The 19435-nt window shown below is 59.6% G+C and carries 18 protein-coding genes; 12 read left to right on the top strand and 6 right to left on the bottom strand.

Annotated elements, in window-relative coordinates; genetic code table 11:
- Nucleotides 1-27: 27 nt before the first annotated feature.
- From ACZ5AL_RS12565 to ACZ5AL_RS12555, 3 genes are all read left to right on the top strand, one after another.
- Complete coding sequence (locus ACZ5AL_RS12565) at nt 28-2220, top strand: insulinase family protein (protein ID WP_464510799.1); 2193 nt, start codon at nt 28-30, stop codon at nt 2218-2220.
- A gap of 177 nt (nt 2221-2397) precedes the next feature.
- Complete coding sequence (locus ACZ5AL_RS12560) at nt 2398-3759, top strand: serine hydrolase domain-containing protein (protein WP_464510797.1); 1362 nt, start codon at nt 2398-2400, stop codon at nt 3757-3759.
- A 120-nt stretch (nt 3760-3879) separates the two neighbouring features.
- Complete coding sequence (locus tag ACZ5AL_RS12555; RefSeq protein WP_464510796.1) at nt 3880-4812, top strand: hydroxymethylglutaryl-CoA lyase; 933 nt, start codon at nt 3880-3882, stop codon at nt 4810-4812.
- A gap of 377 nt (nt 4813-5189) precedes the next feature.
- Here the strand turns inward: ACZ5AL_RS12555 and ACZ5AL_RS12550 are convergent, their stop codons facing one another.
- The gene (locus ACZ5AL_RS12550; RefSeq protein ID WP_464510794.1) at nt 5190-6095 is read right to left on the bottom strand and encodes an MBL fold metallo-hydrolase; all 906 of its coding nucleotides are present in this window, start codon (nt 6093-6095) and stop codon (nt 5190-5192) included.
- A 51-nt stretch (nt 6096-6146) separates the two neighbouring features.
- Nucleotides 6147-6980 carry an NAD-dependent protein deacetylase gene (locus ACZ5AL_RS12545; protein WP_464510793.1) on the bottom strand — a complete coding sequence of 278 codons (834 nt, stop codon included), beginning with the start codon at nt 6978-6980 and terminating at the stop codon, nt 6147-6149.
- 88 nt (nt 6981-7068) lie between these two features.
- Here ACZ5AL_RS12545 and ACZ5AL_RS12540 point away from each other — a divergent pair, with 88 nt between their 5' ends.
- Nucleotides 7069-7404 carry a hypothetical protein gene (locus ACZ5AL_RS12540; protein ID WP_464510791.1) on the top strand — a complete coding sequence of 112 codons (336 nt, stop codon included), beginning with the start codon at nt 7069-7071 and terminating at the stop codon, nt 7402-7404.
- A 25-nt stretch (nt 7405-7429) separates the two neighbouring features.
- Here ACZ5AL_RS12540 and ACZ5AL_RS12535 read toward each other — a convergent pair whose 3' ends face one another.
- Nucleotides 7430-8074: a class I SAM-dependent methyltransferase gene (locus ACZ5AL_RS12535; protein WP_464510790.1), complete on the bottom strand. Its 645-nt coding sequence runs from the start codon at nt 8072-8074 to the stop codon at nt 7430-7432.
- A gap of 256 nt (nt 8075-8330) precedes the next feature.
- Between ACZ5AL_RS12535 and ACZ5AL_RS12530 the strand changes: the two genes are divergently transcribed.
- The 8 genes from ACZ5AL_RS12530 to ACZ5AL_RS12495 all read left to right on the top strand — a co-directional run bounded on the left by ACZ5AL_RS12530 (nt 8331) and on the right by ACZ5AL_RS12495 (nt 15109).
- Complete coding sequence (locus ACZ5AL_RS12530) at nt 8331-8864, top strand: hypothetical protein (RefSeq protein ID WP_464510788.1); 534 nt, start codon at nt 8331-8333, stop codon at nt 8862-8864.
- Nucleotides 8865-8998: 134 nt separating this feature from the next.
- Nucleotides 8999-9463: a LytR C-terminal domain-containing protein gene (locus ACZ5AL_RS12525; RefSeq protein WP_464510787.1), complete on the top strand. Its 465-nt coding sequence runs from the start codon at nt 8999-9001 to the stop codon at nt 9461-9463.
- 58 nt (nt 9464-9521) lie between these two features.
- Nucleotides 9522-10010 (top strand): ribosome silencing factor, encoded by a 489-nt coding sequence (gene rsfS, locus ACZ5AL_RS12520; RefSeq protein WP_464510785.1) that lies wholly within the window; start codon nt 9522-9524, stop codon nt 10008-10010.
- Between the two features lie 261 nt (nt 10011-10271).
- Entirely contained in the window at nt 10272-10667 is a 396-nt protein-coding gene (locus tag ACZ5AL_RS12515; RefSeq protein ID WP_464510784.1) for a DUF423 domain-containing protein, read from the top strand.
- 26 nt (nt 10668-10693) lie between these two features.
- On the top strand, nt 10694-11437 hold the full coding sequence (locus tag ACZ5AL_RS12510) for a hypothetical protein (protein WP_464510783.1): 744 nt from the start codon (nt 10694-10696) through the stop codon (nt 11435-11437).
- Between the two features lie 28 nt (nt 11438-11465).
- Nucleotides 11466-13391 (top strand): BatD family protein, encoded by a 1926-nt coding sequence (locus ACZ5AL_RS12505; protein WP_464510781.1) that lies wholly within the window; start codon nt 11466-11468, stop codon nt 13389-13391.
- Between the two features lie 107 nt (nt 13392-13498).
- Entirely contained in the window at nt 13499-14158 is a 660-nt protein-coding gene (locus ACZ5AL_RS12500) for a thymidine kinase (RefSeq protein ID WP_464510780.1), read from the top strand.
- A gap of 177 nt (nt 14159-14335) precedes the next feature.
- The gene (locus ACZ5AL_RS12495; RefSeq protein WP_464510778.1) at nt 14336-15109 is read left to right on the top strand and encodes a DUF547 domain-containing protein; all 774 of its coding nucleotides are present in this window, start codon (nt 14336-14338) and stop codon (nt 15107-15109) included.
- A gap of 83 nt (nt 15110-15192) precedes the next feature.
- Here the strand turns inward: ACZ5AL_RS12495 and ACZ5AL_RS12490 are convergent, their stop codons facing one another.
- From ACZ5AL_RS12490 to purL, 3 genes are all read right to left on the bottom strand, one after another.
- Entirely contained in the window at nt 15193-15723 is a 531-nt protein-coding gene (locus ACZ5AL_RS12490; protein ID WP_464510777.1) for a BON domain-containing protein, read from the bottom strand.
- Between the two features lie 54 nt (nt 15724-15777).
- Complete coding sequence (trxB, locus tag ACZ5AL_RS12485) at nt 15778-16839, bottom strand: thioredoxin-disulfide reductase (protein ID WP_464510776.1); 1062 nt, start codon at nt 16837-16839, stop codon at nt 15778-15780.
- Nucleotides 16840-16998: 159 nt separating this feature from the next.
- Complete coding sequence (gene purL / locus ACZ5AL_RS12480) at nt 16999-19320, bottom strand: phosphoribosylformylglycinamidine synthase subunit PurL (protein WP_464510774.1); 2322 nt, start codon at nt 19318-19320, stop codon at nt 16999-17001.
- Nucleotides 19321-19435 lie beyond the last annotated feature (115 nt).

The following is a 19435-nucleotide window of genomic DNA, read 5'->3' as shown; positions in this document are numbered from 1 at the left end:
ACTTTTAGATTCGACTGCGTATCTACCATGACTTTACGACGCTCTGCCTTTGGATTGCTCACCCTGCTGCTCGTATGGGCAGGGGGGCTAACCCATTCGGCCACTGCTCAATACACACCGGGCGAAGTGCCGGTGTCCGAATACGATGTAACCGAAATTACTTATCCGGAGCTGGATGAGATTGAGGTGCCCAACCCCGAGCGTATTACGCTCGATAACGGCATGACGATCTTTCTGCTCGAAGATCCAGGCCTTCCGCTTGTGCGTGCTCGTGCTCGCATCAACGCGGGAAGCGTGCATGATCCCGCCGACAAAGTAGGACTGGCCTCCATCACCGGGCAGGTCATGCGTTCGGGGGGAACCGCTTCGTATCCTACCGATGAACTGAACGACTTGCTGGAAAGCATTGGGGCAACCGTGGAAACCAACATCGGCTCCACCACAGGCACTGCTTCGATGACAACGCTCACCGACAATGTTGCCGAAGTGCTGCCGGTGTTTGCCGAGGTGCTTCAGCAGCCTGCTTTCGACCAGGAACAAGTGGATCTGGCCAAAACCCAACAGCGCTCGGCCATCTCACGACGCAACGACAACCCCCAGCAGGTTGCGCAGCGCGAGTTTGATAAGGTGCTCTACGGATCCGACAGCCCGTATGCACGCACCACGGAATACTATACTGTCGATGCCATTGAGCGCAATGATCTGGTGGCGTTCCACGAACAGTATGTGCACCCCGAAACCGTGATGCTGAGCGTGTGGGGAGACTTCGATGCCGATGACATGCGCACCAAGCTGGAAGCTGTGTTTGCCGACTGGAGCCCCTCGGAAACTGCCACCGTGCCCGAGTCGCCCGAGCGTACCGTTGATGCCGGCCCCAGCGTCAACTTCGTTCCGAAAAACGATGTGAACCAGAGCACTATCTTCATTGGGCATGGCGGCGACATTGCACGCGACCACCCCGACTATCCGGCGGTGCTGGCCATGAACGAGGTGCTTAGCGGCGGCTTCTCTGGGCGCCTTTTCCAGAACGTGCGACGCGATCAAGGATTGGCATACTCGGTGTTTGGGTCGTACGGAGCCGACTACGATCGTCCAGGGCGGTTCTACGCTGGCGTCTTTACTCGCAGTGAACGCACCGTAGACGGGGCCAAGGCCGTGCTTCACGAAATTGAACGGATGCGCGAGGAGCCCCCCGCCCAAGAAGAGCTTGACCAAGCGCGTGATGGCTACCTCAACTCGTTCGTGTTCAACTTCGACTCGCAAGCCCAAATCCTGTCGCGGCTGATGACCTATGAGCACTACGGTTACGAGGCCGACTACCTGCAAGGGCTTGTAGACGCCATGGCCGATGTGACGCCCGAGGATATCCATCGTGTCGCTCAAGAGTACCTGCGTCCAGACGAAGCACACATCCTCGTGCTCGGACGGCAGTCTGACTTTGATCGCGATGTGGCCACGCTTGCCGCCGACGGCACGGTCAACGAAATTGACATCAGCATCCCCACGAGCCCACTAGCCGATGAGGTAGCGGTCACCGACGAAGAGCGCGCCGAAGCACGGACGCTGTTGGCTGATGTGCAAGCAGCACTGGGCGGGGAACGGCTGGAAACCATGCAGATCTTGCAAGTAACCAGCACCATCGACGGCGAAATGCAAGGGCAAGAGGTAACGTCTGAAAATCAGATTACGCTTGCTGCCGATGGCCGTATGCACATGGAGCAAGAGCTGCCTAACGGTATGATGCTCACCATCGTGGATGATGGCGAAACCATGTGGCTGGATGTGCCGATGCAAGGTACGCAAGAGGCACCGTCCCAACTCCGTGAGCAGTTCAATGGAGAGCGCTGGCGTGAACTTACCTACGTGCTTGCTCGCCTCGATCATGACGATCTGGAGATGCAGGCTACAGGCACAGAAATGGTAGATGGCGTCGAACTGAACACGGTGCGCATCACGCCCCCCAATGGCCAAGCCTACACCCTGTACATCGATCCCGAATCTGGGCTGCCCCAGCGCATGGACTACACGGCCATGACGCAGGAAGGCCCCGAGAGCCGCACGGATCTGTACGAGGATTACCAGGACGTCGAGGGCATTACGATGGCGTTTACGACCGTCACCCTCACCGATGGTGAAGAAACCCAACGGACGACCGTGAACGAGGCCGAAATCAATCCTGACATTGATGAGGACCTCTTCTCGGTGGATGCCGACGAATAGCACGCTGATCGGTGCAAACGCTAACAACTACACCCCGCCTGCTCTATACAAATGAGCGGGTGGGGTGCGTTGTATGAACCCGTTCTACAAAGCCTGGTGTGTTGGTTGTTGACTTTGGATGCGAGCGGTTATGAGCATGTTTGTTCAGCAAATGCATTTATTCGGTTGCACATGCTAATGCGTACGCTAACAGGAATAGGACTCATGCTGCTCATGAGCATAGGCGCTGTGGCTGCACAAACCCCAAATGGGCTGTATCCAGAACGTGCCGATGCATACTCCACCGAGCATCAGGGCGAGGCGCTTTTGATTTGGCAACAGGGTGAACGGATCCATGAAGCCTATCCAGGTGATGCCCAGGCCAATACGCCCCACGCGCTGGCGAGCATCAGCAAAACCCTGACGACCCTCGCCGTGCTTGCCGCTGTAGATGACGGCCTGATCGAGCTGGATACGCCGCTGGCCGAGTCGGTCGTGCCTGAATGGAACGACGGTACCGACCGGGCCCGCATCACCATGCGACAAGTGCTGAACCTGACTGCTGGGTTTACGCCGCGTTGGGGAGCAGACGCCCTCTCGTTCGAAGAGGCGATGGAGGTGGAGCTGGTTCATGAGCCGGGCGCCTCGGTGCGATACAGCAGTACGCCGTTTCAGGTGGCTGGAGCGGTGCTACAACGCGTGCTTAGCAGCGAATCCCCCGAAGATTACTTGCACCGCCGCGTGCTAAAGCCAATAGGCATTTCGACCGTTACGTGGGAGCGCGTCTCTGATACCAACGATGCGCATCTCGGGGGCGGCGCCTCTATGACTGCCCCCGACCTGCTTCGGGTGGGACAGCTGCTCTTGCACAACGGCACGCATAACGATACCCAAGTCATTGATGGTGACGTGATGCGCGCCCTGACTGAGTCCACCGAAACCAATCCAGCATACGGCCTTGGCGTGTGGATGAATGCAGCCGTTGATATGGAGTCGCCGCTGCTCATGCACCTGCCGCCTGCCGTGGCTGTGCCCGATGGTGCAGACGGATTGATCTACAACGATGGGCCGAGAGACCTGTACATGGCAGCTGGGCTTGGCCATCAGCGCCTGTATGTAGTGCCGAGTCATGAAGCCGTGGTGGTGCGCTTTGGCCGTATGGGTCGTCCCTGGCACGACGGAGCCTTCTTGGCGCGACTACTTCACGACACTGAGCATGCCCCCTCTGCCGAGCAAGAACACCGTCTGCGTGCCCACCAATGGCGTGCGGTGCTCACGCCGCAGCTCGACCTGACGGAACAGCAGCAGCGCACGCTACTGCCGCTGCTTGTAGAGCGGGCCCGGGCATGGAGTAATCTGCGCGCAGTGTGGAATGTCCGCGAGCGTACCCCAGAGCGCCGCCACGATCTGCGTGAAGCCCAGCAGGCGCTGCAGCAGGCCGAGTCGGCTATTGAAGCTGAGCTTACCGATGAGCAGGCCGACGCGTATCGCGAGTGGAAGCGCGACCAAATGCGGCCCCAACGCGGTCCAATCATTCGCGACCCGGCGCCAGACTCGTAAGGGCGTCGTTTTAATCCATCGGTGGTGGAGGCGTGTAACCAACAGTGGATCTCTGGGCAAGGGTCATCCGTGTATACTATCCCTCCGTTGTTTGTCCGTTACATCTACACTTGATGTGCCATGGCCTCTCACGACCTCTCGCCTTCTGCGCTTCCCTCGCACGTCACCATTTGCGATGTTGGGCCGCGTGATGGGTTTCAGTTTGAGGACACTTTCATCCCAACCGATGAAAAAGTAGCGTGCATAGAGGCGCTTGCCGATGCGGGGGTGCCACGGATTCAGGTTACGTCGTTTGTGCATCCCGATTGGGTACCGCAAATGCGTGACGCCGAAGACGTATGCGCTGCACTTCCGCCACGCGACGATGTGGTCTACAGCGGGCTCGTGCTGAATATGGCAGGCTTAGAGCGTGCGCTGGACACAGATCTGCAGCATATCGACTTATCTATTGCCACGCATGATCGCCACAGCCGCGACAATGCGAACATGACGGTGAATGAGGCGATCGAGCAGGCCGAGCAAATGATTGGGGTGGCCAAGCATGCAGGTACAGAGGTGCAGCTTAACTTTCAAACCGTGTTTGGCTACGAGGAGCCGGGCGACACCCCGCTACAACAGGTCGTTGACATGGCGCGTCACTTTGCAGCGCGCGGGCTCGACTCTCTCTCGCTGGCCGATTCGACGGGCATGGCCAATCCACGCATGATTCAGGAGCGCGTTACGGCGGTTCAAGAGGTCATAGACGATACACCGCTCGTGTTGCATTTGCATGACACTCGGGGGCTTGGCTTAGCGAACGTGATGGAAGCGCTTTCATGCGGTGTTCATTGGTTCGACACCTCATGCGCCGGTATGGGAGGATGCCCGTTTATCCCGGGCGCCACCGGCAACATTGCGACAGAGGACACAGTGTATCTGCTCGATCAGTTGGACATTGACACCGGGGTGGATGCGCGCGCCGTGGCCGAGGTGTCATGCCACCTCGAATCGTTGCTCGATAAGCAGTTCGCCGGTACCATGCATCGCCTATGGAGCCGCGAGGTAATGGCGTAAGTGACCTCAACAATGGTTTTGGGGATTGCCGGGTGGTTTCCCCTCCATTCTAGCCTTCCTCTCCGGGGAGGCTAGTCCTTACACATAACTTTTTCTTTGCTATGTTGTTTATTTAAAGTGGTTTCCTCCACCGCCTGTTCAATGAGAGACTGTTGGATCCCACAAAAAGAACCCATCTGGGCGTCTTCTCGGGGGAATGGATCCTGAATCAAGTTCAGAACAGACAAGCAAGCCGAACGCTCGTGGCGATGCTCCGCGTCGCCACGCCTGCTCCCAACCCGCCGCCACCTGGTTCAGTACGGTCGCGACACAGAGGAGCCGGAGGTCATCCCCCTGGCGCAATCGCCACGAGAGACGAGATCATATCGCGCTGCAGGTCATCCTGACGCCGCCCGGTGCTTGTTCCAGAAGCGCTTTAGGCCGGTCACCGCCATCCAACTCGGGTTGGCTGTTTCGTAGCGCGTCCACAGCGGACCCGTTACACCATCGGCCTCAGCTTCTGTGCGCAGCCAGTCGGTGACGGCGTCGTGCAGGGCGTTGTCGCTAGGATCGGTCGCCATGAGCTCTTCAGTGAACGCCTCTACCGCATCCAGCCGCTGGGCAAGCTGGTCCAGGTGATCGGTCGGATCGGTGAACAGTCCGAAATGGGTGGGGGCGATGTGCGTCAGGTCGCGTGCGCGAAGGCGGTCTATGCTGGTGCGCCATGCATCCAGGTCGATCTCAGGCGGGGCAAGCGGCGGCGCAATATGCCGGGCTCCCGGTAGACGGACTCCAGCTACATCGCCGGTAAAGGCAATGCCGTCAAGCAGATAGGTGTGGTGGTGGTATGCATGACCCGGTGTGTCGAGTGCTTCGATTGTGCAGCCCCCCACCGATACGATGTCCCCATCGCTGAGGGTGTTGAGTTGCGATTCGGGTACCGGACGCATCTCCCCCCAGAGCGTCTCCATGTCATCGCCGTAAATGCGCGAGGCGCTGCTCCAGAGTCCGCTCGGGTCGGCCAGGTGGCGGGCGCCCACCTCGTGTACGTGCACCGTAGCGCCTTGCTCGGCCCACCAGCCTGCGGCCCCGGCATGGTCGAGATGGATGTGCGTAACGAGAACATCGGTCACATCGGCCGGCGATCGGTCCATTGCGTCGAGGCGTGCGGTCACCGTGTTTACGACCGTCTGCGGGCCGGTTTCGATGAGCAGGACGCCGTTGTCATGCGGAATGCAAAAGACTGCAATGGCTTCGGGCACGCCCTGAAAGTGCGTATCGATGAGGTGGATGCGATCAATCATGAAGCAGTATAGAGGCAGATGAGCAGTGGATGCGAAAAAGTATAACGGTCTCTATTCGGCCTGTAGCGTTTCGGCAAGGCGAGGCAGCAACGTGCCGGTTCGTTCTTCAATGCGCAGGTGGGCGAGTGGATCGCCTCGGGTGGGGCCCAGGTTGACGATGCCGACCGGACGCGCCTGATCGGCAGCGCGGCGTACAAAGCGAAAGCCCGAGTAGACGGCCAGCGAGGAGCCCACCACCAATAGCATCTCTGCCGTCTCGAAAAGGCGCCAGGCGGCCTCGACGCGAGCACGGGGCACCGATTCCCCGAAGAACACAACATCGGGTTTGAGTGTGCCGCCGCAACGTAGACAACCCGGCACGCGAAATGACCGAGTCTCCGCATCGGGCAGCACAGCGTCGCCATCGGGGGCAAGGGTGGCAGACGAAGGAGGCCACGTCGGGTTCTCCTGTAATAAACGCCGCTGGTGAGCACTACGGTCTACGCGTCGGTTGCAGCGTAAGCAGCGCACATCGGCCAGGGCGCCGTGCAGTTCTACGACGGTGGTGCTGCCGGCTTGTTGGTGCAACCGGTCGACGTTTTGTGTAATGATGCCGCTGACGTAATCGCTCGTTTCGAGGGCGGCCAGCGCCTGATGACCTGGGTTGGGCGTGGCTTCAGTGAAGCGCGGCCATCCGACGGTGCTGCGCGCCCAGTAGCGGCGGCGGGCGTTGGCATCGCGTACAAATTCCTGATACGAAATGGGAGCGCGGGCGCGCCGGGGGGAGTCGGAGCCGCGATAGTCGGGGATGCCCGATTCGGTGCTGACGCCGGCCCCGCTTAGCACCACCGTACGGCGAGTGCGCATCAGGTCGGCCAGCGCAGCAATGGAGTCGATACCAGCCATAAGCAGCAGCGCGTTTGGGTTGTGTGTGGAGAAGCCAACCTCTATGTTGAACGGTGCGTTCCTCTATTCAAAACCACCTAGCGTACCTATGGGACCTGAACCGTATGAGTTGTTATTTGCGGCCATTATCGTTGTGTTTACGGTGAGCATGGTCTATGCTGGGTTTAAGCAATGGCTTACGCATAGGTCAGGGACCCGCGAAGCGGGGGATATTGCTGTGATGCAGGAGGCGCTGGAGGAGGCGGCTGAAGAGCGCGAGGCCTTGAAACGGCGCATTCAGCATCTGGAGGCCATTGCTGCTGAGGATGATTTCGGCAGCTCGTCTGACCTGTCATCGATAGATGCAGATCTCGATAGCGATGTCTCCGATGCGGAGCGCTCCTCGGGATCTGCGCGCTCGGGGCCGTCTCGCACCCGTAGCTGAGTTGGTCAGCCAGCAGGCCCCTGCTTCAATCGTCTTTTTCAAACAGCAGGGTGAGCAAGCGAGGCAGGGCTTCGCCGTCGTTTTGCCATTCGCCCATGTGGCAGAGCGAAAATCCACTGGCCAGCGCTTCGTTGAGGTAGTCGGAGGTGGCATGCGGATACGCGTCGATCAATACATCTTCTCCGGTATCGGGGTGGGTGTACTTGGCTTGGCTGCCCAGCAGTTGCTTGTACGGGTGCAGCTCGGCTAGATAAAACAGGCCGCCGTGCGCCAACACGCGATATGCTTCATCGAGCACGTGGCCAACCGATTCGAGATGTTCAAGCACCAGCGTGGCTACTACAATGTCGAACGAGGCATCGGCCAGTGGCCACGTGCCAGTGATGTCGCCGTGCATAAACTGCACATGGTCATCGCCCACTTGCTTGCGGGCGTGGCGAAGCATGTTTTTGGAGAAGTCAACGCCCACCACCTCGTCGGCGTGGGCCGCTATGTGCGCTGTATTGTATCCGGTACCGCAGCCCACATCGAGCACACGTGCGTCGTCCCAAGGGAGCGAGGCATTGCGTAGCGCACGGGCACTAAGGTCGCGAGTTGGATTGCTATCGTCGTTGTAAAAAGCCGCCCACTCATCGTAGGCCGTTTGGATACGATTGGACGCGTCGGTCATGGGAGAGACATTCCGAAAGTCATACAATACATCGAACTCAACGAGGCAACGGGCTTAGCAGCATATCGTGCCCGGACCGCAGCGTATCTTTGGGACTGCGAGCACTGCGTGCCTGCAGGCTGTTGATTCGTGTAACAAAAGCACCGAATGAGCGAACAAAGGCAAACCAGACAGGTACTGGAAAACGAGTGTATTATCTTGTACCTTGTGTGCAACCCCGCCCCCTTTCGAGTCGGTTTTATGAGGTGACTTTACTATGCGTGCTTTCCTTTCTTTGCTCTGCTTAGTCTTTATGCTTAGCGTGGTGCAGCCTGCCGAAGCGCAGATGCGCAACACCGACACCGCTCCTGCTGCAACCGAGTTGTACGATAGCAACGCAGCCACAAGCGATCTGCTGAGCACCCTTTTCAGCGATGACCACTTTCGCATGGGCCACAGCTACGAAATGTCAATGTCGAGCTTTGGCGGCAACGCACATTCGATGGGCATGTACACCAACAGCCTCATGTGGCAATTTAACGAACAGTGGGCCGCACGCGTGGATGTGAGTCTGGCCCACTCGCCCTTTGGCAGTGGATCTGCGTTTAACGACCAAGACCCACAGCTTTTCTTGCGCAATGCCGAGGTGGCCTATCGCCCATCTGAAAACATGGAGTTCCGCTTCCAGATGCGCCAAAGTCCCCACGGTTCGTACATGAGCCCATACGGCATGAACCCGTACGGACGGGGCATGAACCACGCTGCCTTTGGCGCCTCGACCCATCAGAACGAGTTGTTCTGGCGTAACTAGCTAGGCCATGCGTAGGCCATGCGTAGGCCATGCGGGCCACATTCTCTTGTTCAAATACCGCAGCGTAGAGCCCGAGACGCTTTGCACGCATGCGAGTGGGCTTGCTGTTGTTTTCGTGTTGGTACGTACCGCTCATGTGGACTGCTTCGCGTCTTCAGAATATCGCACTTAACGCGGCGCTGCTGTTAACAGGGCTGGGCGTGGCTGTGCTTCTCTACAGCCAGCAGACGCAACCCACCAATCCCCCCAACAACCCCGACCGAGCCGATAGCCAGTCTGAACTGGTGGGGACCACCATTCAGGTGGAGGTGCGTAACGGTGTGGGCGAGGCCGGAATAGCAGCCCAAACCATGCACTACCTGCGCAGCGAAGGCTTCGATGTTGTCGAGGTGGGCAACCATACGGGGTTCGGGGTAGAGTATACCATGGTCATTGACCGCATCGGCGATATGGAGTCGGCGCGGCGTGTGGCTGAAGCCATCGGCGTATCAGCGGAGCATGTGCACCAGGAAATCCGTAAGGACCTCTACCTTGATGCCTCTATCATTGTGGGACACGACTACGATGCACTCGCCCCCTTTGATGATGAGATCCCCTAACGCCGCCACAGATGCGGCTGATGGGGCGCTTGCTTTTGCTGACTAACCCTGCCTCTATATGGCCAATTCGGATCCGACTGCTTCTTCTCCTCCTTCTGGGCCCCCTTCGCGGCGCCCACCCCGTAACCCGGCGTACGTGCTTGCCGCTCACGCCGTTGACGCCATGGCCGATAAAAAGGCCGAAGATATTGTCGTGCTCGACCTGCGGCCCATTTCTGCGATGGCCGACTTCTTCGTACTTGGCACCGGAGGCTCGGATGTGCAAATTCGAGCCATTGCGAACGGTGTCGAAGATCATGTCGAAGAGCAGTGCAATGAACGTCCCTGGCAACGCGAAGGCACCGATGCGCTGGAGTGGGTCGTGCTGGACTACGTGGATGTTGTAGTGCACGTGTTTAGCGCCGACAAGCGTGCCCACTACGACATCGAGCGCCTTTGGGGCGATGCCGACCGCGCCGAGGTGCCCGCCGATGGCGACGCCTCGGATGTCTCTCTTCTACAAGACCTGCTTCCGACCGAGGCGTCGAAGGACTCCTCGTCTACCTAAGTAGACCCGCAAAAGTATCTTTAATTATGTCATTGCGAGCGTAGCGACGCAATCTTGTGCTATCGAACCAGGCGGCACCGCCCAGGTCGGGGGCATGAGATCGCACCCCAGGAGTACTCGTTCGCTGCCGCTCACAGCGCCGCGTCAGTTGCAGGGCTCCTTCCTCGCGATGACAAGGTGTAAACATAGTTTTATTGAGCTACTTAGGAACGCTTTCAAGATCGATTACACCCGCCTGCACCCTTCGTTGATCGACTGCTTATGATTCGGTTCTTTCTTGTGATCGGAACGGTACTGGCCGGGCTTGCCGTGGCCTTAGGAGCCTATGGCGCCCATGGACTCGAAGCCCGCGTTTCTGCCGACCGTGTGGCCACGTTCAACACAGGCGTGCAGTATCAAATGTACCATGCACTGGCGCTGATTGCGGTGGCAGGGTTTATGGCCGCCGGGGCGCCATCCATTGCGCAATGGGCTGGCATCAGCTTCTTGGTGGGCATGGTCTTCTTCTCGGGCAGTCTGTACGTACTCGTGCTCACCGATACCCCAGTGCTTGGCGCCGTCGCCCCAATCGGCGGAACGGCGTTCATCCTTGGATGGGGCTTGTTGGCCTGGGCCGCGTACACATGGCCCGAATGGAGCACGCTCACCGGACCCTAACTCGTTTACTGCTCCCGTCTACTGCTATGTCTCGGTACGTATATTCCAGTATCGTATGGAGTGCAGTCGTGCTCCTTGCCGTTGGGCTAGGCGGATTTGGAGACGCGTCGTTTGCCCTGCCGAGCAGTGCCACCGACGATGATCCGGGCGAAGCGTACTTCCACCGGGCGGCCCAACATTACCTGGCCGAAGAGATCGACGCCGCCCGCGAGGTAGTGCGCGAGGGGCTGGAGGCAGACCCCAATCATCCCAAACTCAACGCCCTGCGCGAGCGGCTCGACGACTTGCCGCCCGAGGGTGATGCAGAAAACGGCGACGAGGCAGACACAGAGTCAGAGGCTGCGCCTGAGGCCCCTCCAGACGATGACGCCGATGCGGATCCGCAGGCCGACGAGGAGGGGGCGCCCGATGCGTCTGAAACCGACAATGGGACCCCCGACGACGCAAACGGAGAGGCCGAGGGGGCGCCCGAAGAAGCAGCTCCCGAAACCGAGCATCCGGATGACACCCAGCCCGATGACGCTCAGCCCGATGCAGAGCCCCCCGAGGTCGATGACAATTCCGACAGCACGGTCGAACCCGGCGACCTGCATACCGAGCACGGCCCACGCTCCGATGGACCGTCCGACTCTGAGCTGCTTGACATGCCAACCCTGACGCCCGAACAGGTCAATCGGCTGCTACGCATCACCCAGGCCTACGACCGGCCCCTGATGCACGCCTTTGACCAGTTTGGCACCCCGCCGCCTTCGGATGCCCCCGAATGGTAAATCCCCCTATTTCTGCTGATGGCCCCCCATGATGCGTTCTCGTCTATCTGTTCTTGCCGGTCTGCTGATTGTGCTTATGGGCTACGCGCCGGTGAGCGTGGCCCAGTCGGTGCAGGTAGAGGCCAGCGTGGATGCGCATACCATTGGCATGCAAGACGAGGTGACGTATGCCATTCGCATTCAAGGAGCCGATCTCGAATCCATTAGCACCCCCGAGCCGCCTGCCACCACCAATTTGGTGCTCGCCAGTGCAACCCCCTCCACGCGCCAGTATACCACCGAGGTTGAGGGCGAGCTTCAGCGGGTCGTGCTCTTTTCGTGGCAGTTCCGGCCCTTGCGTCAGGGCGATGCCCAGCTTCATCCCGTTACGTTGGAGGTGGGGGGACGGCCGCTAACCACCGGCGCTATCGCCATCGAAGCCGTGCCGCAGTCCGAACGCACGGTTCCTCCCTCGGGTGCCCCCTACGATATCGACGAGGCGCCCCAGCCCGACGATGGCTCGCTCATCAGCAGCGATGATCTGTTCATTGAGGTGGTACCTACCGAGGCCGAGACGTTCGTGCATGAGCAGGTGAGCCTGGAGTATCGGCTCTACTATCGGCCCGGCATCCGGCTTCGTCAGAGCCGCCTGGCCCGCGCCTGGGATGCACCCGGCTTTTGGCGCGAAGACTTGAATGTAGAAGGCGGCCCGCATCCCGATGACCCGCATGCGGCGTATCGGTACATTGTTATTAAACGGGTGGCCGCGTTTCCCACACGCACAGGCACGCTAACGGTGGCGCCGCTACAGGTGGATACCGAGGCCAATCCAGGTGTGCGGCTTACTCCGTCAGACCGTCTTGCCACCGGGCGCCGTACGTTCGAAGAGGTGCACCTGGCCTCACAAGAGGTCACCGTTACGGCCAACCCGCTCCCAGACCACGCCCCCGACCGTTTCGATGATGCGGTGGGCACATTCAACTGGGAACGCTCAACGATTCCTGAACGCGTTGCGGTAGGCGATGCGCTCACGTTTTCCGTAACCATTGAAGGCACCGGCAATCTGTACGCCATCGACCCGCCCGAGCTTGCGGTATCTGACCATGTCGAGGTCTACACACCCGACACCGAAACCAACCTCAACCGCGATGGCGATCGCCTGGCGGGCACCCGCACGTTTACGTACACCCTTGTGCCCCGCGCTGAAGCCCCCTTTACGATTGAAGGGATGACATGGAGCTACTTCGATCCAGAAGAGGGCGCTTACTATACGCACACCGAAGACGCAGTCGAGGTTGACGTTACCGCTGCTGAATCAACCCTCGCCAACAAGCAGGCCAACGCGCCCAGTGAACGCACCAGCGAAGCCCGCGAATCTGCCTCCGCAGAGCGCCCATGGCCGTCGCTGCTTGTCGGGCTGGGCCTGCTGGGCCTCGTAGCTGCGAGCGGGTGGGCGTACTGGGTCTGGGGCGGACTCCTTGTGGGCGCTGCTTCGACACGATCTGATACAGACCGCTCCCTGTCTGCAGCCACCGCCCCCGATGCTGAGCCAGCCGAGCATGAGGCAACCGACCATGCTGACCAGGCCGCGCTCACGGCCATGAAGCAGGCACAGCGCCATCTCGATACGGCGCAGCACCACCTGCGCACCGGTCCGCCTGCCGATTTCTATGCGGCGCTTGAGCAAGCCGTTGTAGGGTTTGTGGGACAGCGCCTTAACCGGTCGCCTAACGGACTTACCCACGCTGAAATAGACCATCTCCTGCAGGCATATGACGTAGAAGTGGACGTGTGCGAAACCGCCCAAGAGCTGCTCCATGCCTGCGACCAAGCCCAATACAGTCCGTCGCACCCCTCGCACGACTCTATGCTGGCTGCCCTCGATGCCGCGCACACACTTCTTATCCACCTGGATGCCACGCTTCCTGCCGCCTCCTCGGTTGCTTCCTCGCAGGCCTCTGCACCATCCGGCTGAAAAGCCGCTATCAATTCGTGGGAATGTGACGTTTGGCGGTGGCATCTGCCCGCGCTACCGCCTACCCTGTGTGCTGTACTCGTTCTGGATAGCCTTCTCTGCATCAAATGGAACCGCATATAGTTGATCGCACACGCTCAGCCGGTTGGGTTGAGGTCGTGTGCGGATCCATGTTTAGTGGGAAAACCGAAGAACTGATTCGCCGGTTGCGCCGTGCGCGCATCGCGCAGCAAGAAACGCTGGCCTTTAAGCCGGCACTGGATACGCGCTACAGCGAAGATGAGGTGGTGTCGCACGATGAAACGGCTCTGCCCACCACTGCAGTGGGAAGTGCTGAGCAGATTGTGCTCTTGGCGCGCAGTGCTGACGTGGTAGGCATCGACGAAGCCCAGTTTTTTGGCGATGAACTGCTTAAGGTATGCCAAACCCTGGCCGCCGATGGCACCCGCGTTATCGTTGCCGGCCTCGACCAGGATTACCGCGGACAGCCCTTTGAGCCCATCCCACAGCTCATGGCCATTGCTGAACACGTCACCAAACTGCACGCCATCTGCGTACAGTGCGGAGCCCCGGCGAATCATTCCCAGCGTATTGTACACCACGAAGATCGTGTTCTCCTGGGCGCCACCGAAGCCTACGAGCCCCGCTGCCGTAACTGCTTCGATCCTGACGCATCGTCGGCCCCAGCGCCTGATCCCGAGTCCGCCGACCCGTCCGATGCCCCCTCCGTCACCTCACCCTCCTCTCCCGATGCCGCGGAGCAGTAACGCTGAACGGGCGCAACCCCACGTATCTATGCGATCGCATTCCATGTGACTGCATTCCATGTGACTGCATTCCATGTGACTGCATTCCATGAGTGCGTCCTTTCTGCGGTTGGGGGCGAATGGCGCCCGCGGTCCATTGCCCCTTCGTTTGTGCCCTATCAACAGTACCGATACCCCATGCGCCTTTTGCTGCTGATCGCGGCCCTGCTTTTGGCGGGAGGGCCGGCCTATGCGCAGTCCGACCACGAGCCTGCACACGCCTCGGTGTTCGACGATCTGCTTGCCACCTACGTAGATGACCACGGCCATGTCGATTACAAGGCGCTCAACGCCAACCGAGCCGAAGCGCTCGATCCATATCTGGAGGCGCTGGCAACAGCCACCCCCGATGCGCTTTCCGAATCGGAGCAGCGGGCGTTCTGGATCAACGCCTACAATGCATTGGCCATTGCGTTTGTGCTCGACCACTACCCGATTCAGACCATCTGGGAAACCACGCCAGGGAGCACCGCCGAAACGTCAGAAGTCAATCCGTTTGAGGAGCCCGTGGGCTTGGTAGCCGGTCGCGAGCGCTCGCTCGACGAGATTCAGTACACCAAAGTCGCCCCTCTCTTTGAAGGGCCCGGATATCACTTTGCATTGGTCTGCGCTGCCGTAAGCTGTCCGCCTCTGCGGCAGGAGGCCTACCGAGGGGCGCGCCTTGATGAACAGCTGGCCGAGCAGGCGTCAGAGTTCTTGGCTCCGCTGATCGAGGCGGCTGAATCCGGCGTCCCCCTGCCCGTCTCACAGATCGTGCGCTGGTATCCAGACGACTTTGGAGCGACGGATGCGGAGGTGCAGCAGACGCTGGCCGACTGGGTGCAGAACTCCTCCGTCGCCGAGCGTCTTCGTACCGGTGCCTTTACCCTTGACGATCAGCCCTACAACTGGACACTAAACGACACCAACTGATGTCAACTCGCAAACGAGATGGATGGCGGGAAAGCGCAATCCCCGTGAATCCCATAGCCGCGGACTGCTTGCAAACCATCCCGTCAGGGAGACGGGAGCCCCCGCTGAAGTGTGGAGCCGGGGGCGTTCGGCGTTTGCAGTCCAGTTTGGTTGTCGAGAGAGCTGCTTTCATTGCGTACCACCGTTTCAGGCGGTCCGGGGGCGTCGCGTGATATCGCCTCGCCCAGCACGGTCACATTGTTTGTGATGGCAACTCCCTCTAGAACACGCTGGGCTACCTGTGCGGTGCGGTCATACTGCGCTTCAGTATCCACATCGCCGCGCACCACAAGCCTGCCCCCTTCAACCGCTGGGTCAAAGTCAAACTGCCGCAGCTCCCGGTCGCGGGCCAGCGCCTTTTTTACCTCGGCAGCTGCTGACAGGTTGGCAAGCCGGGCGTCTAGGTCTTCGCTGTCGTCAAGCATTGGAGACGGAGTCGTGTCCTCAACAGCAGCAACCGGCGCAGCGGCCTCTTCGGTGTCAGACGGCGGATTGTCCTCTGCACATCCAGCCAGTACCAGAAAAAAAGCGATGAGGCATACGCACAAAGCCCGAATAGGGCGCGAATACAACACGGAATCTCTTATTCGTTCATGAGACATCTTATGGACTTGCTGTACCGGCAATGGTTATGCCGGATTCGATGACTCCGCCGGGGTGGCGTGATATTCAGTTTCGGTGCGCACGTTTTCAATGGTACCATGCTCGGCCAACCAGCGCTCGGCGTCAATAGCCGCCATGCAGCCCGTGCCCGCCGCGGTTACCGCCTGCCGATATTCGTGATCCTGCGCATCGCCCGAAGCAAATACGCCAGGGATATTGGTGTAAGTAGAATCCGGCTTCGTTTCGATATACCCGTTTTCATCCATATCCAGCCAGCCTTCAAACGGACCCGTGTTGGGCGTGTGGCCAATGGCAATGAACAGCCCCGTCACATCATCCATGACGTAGGTTTCTTCGGTGTTATTGTTGATAACCCGAATGCCTTCGACTTCGTTGTCACCGAGTACATCCACAACCTCGGTATCCCAGACGAACGTGATTTTGTCATTGTCGAATGCACGCTCCTGCATGATTTGAGAGGCCCGCAGCTCGTCGCGACGGTGGATGACGCGCACCTCGTTGGCAAACTTGGTGAGGAACATGGCTTCCTCCATGGCGCTATCGCCACCGCCCACCACCGCTACGGTTTCATCGCGAAAGAACGCGCCATCGCATGTTGCACAGGCAGACACCCCATGGCCCAGCAGGCGCTGTTCGTTTTCGAGCCCAAGGTACTTGGCCGACGCCCCGGTGGCAATAATGACGGCCTGCGCGTACACAACGGTTTCCTCGTCGATCAAAAGCCGGTACGGACGCTCGCTAAAGTCGACGTGCGTAACGACCCCGTAGCGCGACTCGGCTCCAAACTTCTCAGCCTGGGCCTGAAAGTCCTGCATCATGTCGGGCCCCATGACGCCTTCCGGATAGCCGGGATAGTTTTCTACATCTGTGGTGGTAGTAAGCTGCCCGCCGGGCTCCGGACCCATGAACACGAGCGGCTCTAAGTTGGCACGCGAGGCATACAGGGCCGCTGTCCATCCAGCCGGACCGGTTCCCACAATAACGACCTGACGCATTTCGGCATCGGTTTCATCAATGCCATCAAAAGCGGAAAGATCGGGCGCGTGTCCGTTGGTCGGCGTATCCATAGCAGCAAGCGGTTGGGCAAGCAAATGAGCGAAGTTGGTTCTACGATGCGCAACGCCTCCGGATGTTACACATCAGAGGCTACCCATCGATTGGGCGCTGTCATTACAGGTTATATGTACCTGTGGCCTGTGGAATGGATTCCTTGTGTGTGTTTGTTCTCAATGAGCCGACGTAGCTTCATGTTCGGCGTTCATATATGCAGGTAGCGTATCTTCGTGGGCGTCTTTGAGGGTGCGCACGGCGGTGTTTATCCAGATGGTATCGTCGGCATCCTGGATGCGTACGGCTTCGCCTTCTACGCGTCCGATACGGTGCGCCGTCACTCCGGGGAGATCCTCAACCACGGAGGATACAGAGGCGGCTTCAGCCTCGGTGGTAGAGAACACGATACGCGACTGGGCCTCTCCGAACAGGGCGGCATCGGCGCGGGTGCTGGTGGGCCAGTCCAGCGTAACCGACAGGCCACAGTCTCCATGAATAGCCGACTCGGCCAGGCACACGGCCAGCCCGCCGTCGGATACATCGTGTGCGTGCTGCACAATTTTGCTGCGGATGAGGCGTTGCATGGCGCGCTGCACAGCCACCTCCTCGTCGAGCACGAGCCGGGGCGCATCACCGGTAACCTGGTCGTGGATGGTGGCCAGATACTCCGATCCGTCGATGTCGTTGGGGTAGGCTTGTCCTTCGGGATGGAGCAGAAACAGCACATCCCCCGGCGTTTGCACCGCAGCAGTGGTGGGATGCGTCTGGATGTCATCTACACGTCCCACCATACCGATGGTTGGCGTGGGGTAGACGGCGCCTTCGGGGTGCTCGTTGTAGAACGAGACGTTTCCACCGGTAACCGGCGTTTCGAGCGCGCTGCACGCATCGCTCATGCCCGCAATGGTTTCGGCAAACGTCCAGTACACCTCGGGCTTGTACGGATTGCCAAAGTTCAGGCAGTTGGTAATGGCAAGGGGGATGCCGCCGGCGCAGGTGACGTTGCGCGCTGCCTCGCATACGGCAATAGCCGCCCCCCGGCGTGGATTCAGATAGACGTATCGCCCGTTGCAGTCAGTTTTCACGGCGAGCCCTTTGCCGGTGTCTTTGATGCGTAGGACGGCAGCATCGCTGGGGCCGGGGCCTACCACGGTGTTGGTGCGCACCATGGTGTCGTACTGTTCAAACACCCACTGCTTGGAGGCAATGTTAGGGGCTGCGAGCAAGTCATGAAGGACTGTCGGCGCGGTGTCGGGCGTGCAGTCTGAAAGAGAATCGGGCGAGAATGCGCGGGTCTGTTCCAGATAATCAGGACGCTCCGTTTCGCGCTCATACACCGGGGCGCCGCTACCCGAATCGAGGTGGGCCGCGTCAAGATCGGCCACAAGCGTGTCATGCCAGTAGAGGCGCACGCGGTTGGTATCGGTGACTGTGCCCACGCGCTCGGCCTGCAGATCCCACCGACCGTAGATGCTCACGAGTTCCTCGGCATCGTCCGGGTCACATACAACGAGCATGCGCTCCTGGCTTTCAGAGAGCATGATTTCGTAGGGCGTCATGTTGGTTTCGCGGACGGGCACGCGGTCGAGGTGAAGCTCCATGCCGCATTCGCCTGAAGCGCTCATCTCAAACGACGAACTTGTGATACCTGCCGCCCCCATATCCTGAATGGCCTCCACCACATCGGCTTTGATGGCGTCGAGGGTGGCTTCGAGCAGCCGTTTTTCGGTGAACGGGTCGCCCACCTGCACACTGGGACGCTTATCCTCGCTCTCTTCAGAAATCTCCTCTGAGGCGAACGTGGCTCCGTGAATGCCATCGCGACCGGTGGAAGCGCCCACGATGTAGACGGCGCTTCCGGCGTGTTGCGGCGCTGCTGATGCAATGGCATCGGCCTGCACGGTGCCGACGCTCATTGCATTCACAAGCGGATTGCCGGCGTAGGCATCGTCGAAGTACACGTCGCCCGCTACGGTAGGCACGCCGAAGGAGTTGCCGTAGTCGCCAATGCCCCGCACAACGCCGTCGAGCAGGTAGCGCACGCGGTCATCCTCAAGCGAGCCAAAGCGCAGCGAATCGAGTGCCGCAATGGGGCGAGCCCCCATCGTGAAAATGTCCCGATGGATGCCGCCCACGCCGGTGGCAGCTCCCTGATAGGGGGCCACAGCCGAGGGATGGTTATGGCTCTCGACCTTGAAGGCAATACCGAGACCGTCTCCAAAATCGATGAGCCCAGCGTTTTCTTCGCCAGCTTCTACGAGTAGGTCAGGCCCTTCGTTGGGCAGCGTCTTGAGGAGCGCCAGCGAGTTTTTATATGAGCAGTGTTCGCTCCACATCACCGAGTAGATGCCCAACTCAACGAAGGTGGGCGTGCGATCTAGAAACGCAACGATCCATTCGTATTCTTCGTGGGTGAGGCCGTGCTCAATGGCCAGCTCGGGGGTAACATCGGGGGCATGTGGTAGGGAAGTTGGCACAGGAGACGTTGAAGCAGCCATGGAACCAGTACACAAAGGGGAAAGAGCGGATAGGCTTTAAGATAGGAAGCCCACGATGTCTTTGCAGGCTTCTTTTCTGATTGAAGCAATTTTGATGTGAAGGGCGAGCTGTGCC

This window comes from Natronotalea proteinilytica (genome assembly GCF_055379935.1).
This window is presented reverse-complemented; position numbering and strand designations above follow the sequence as displayed.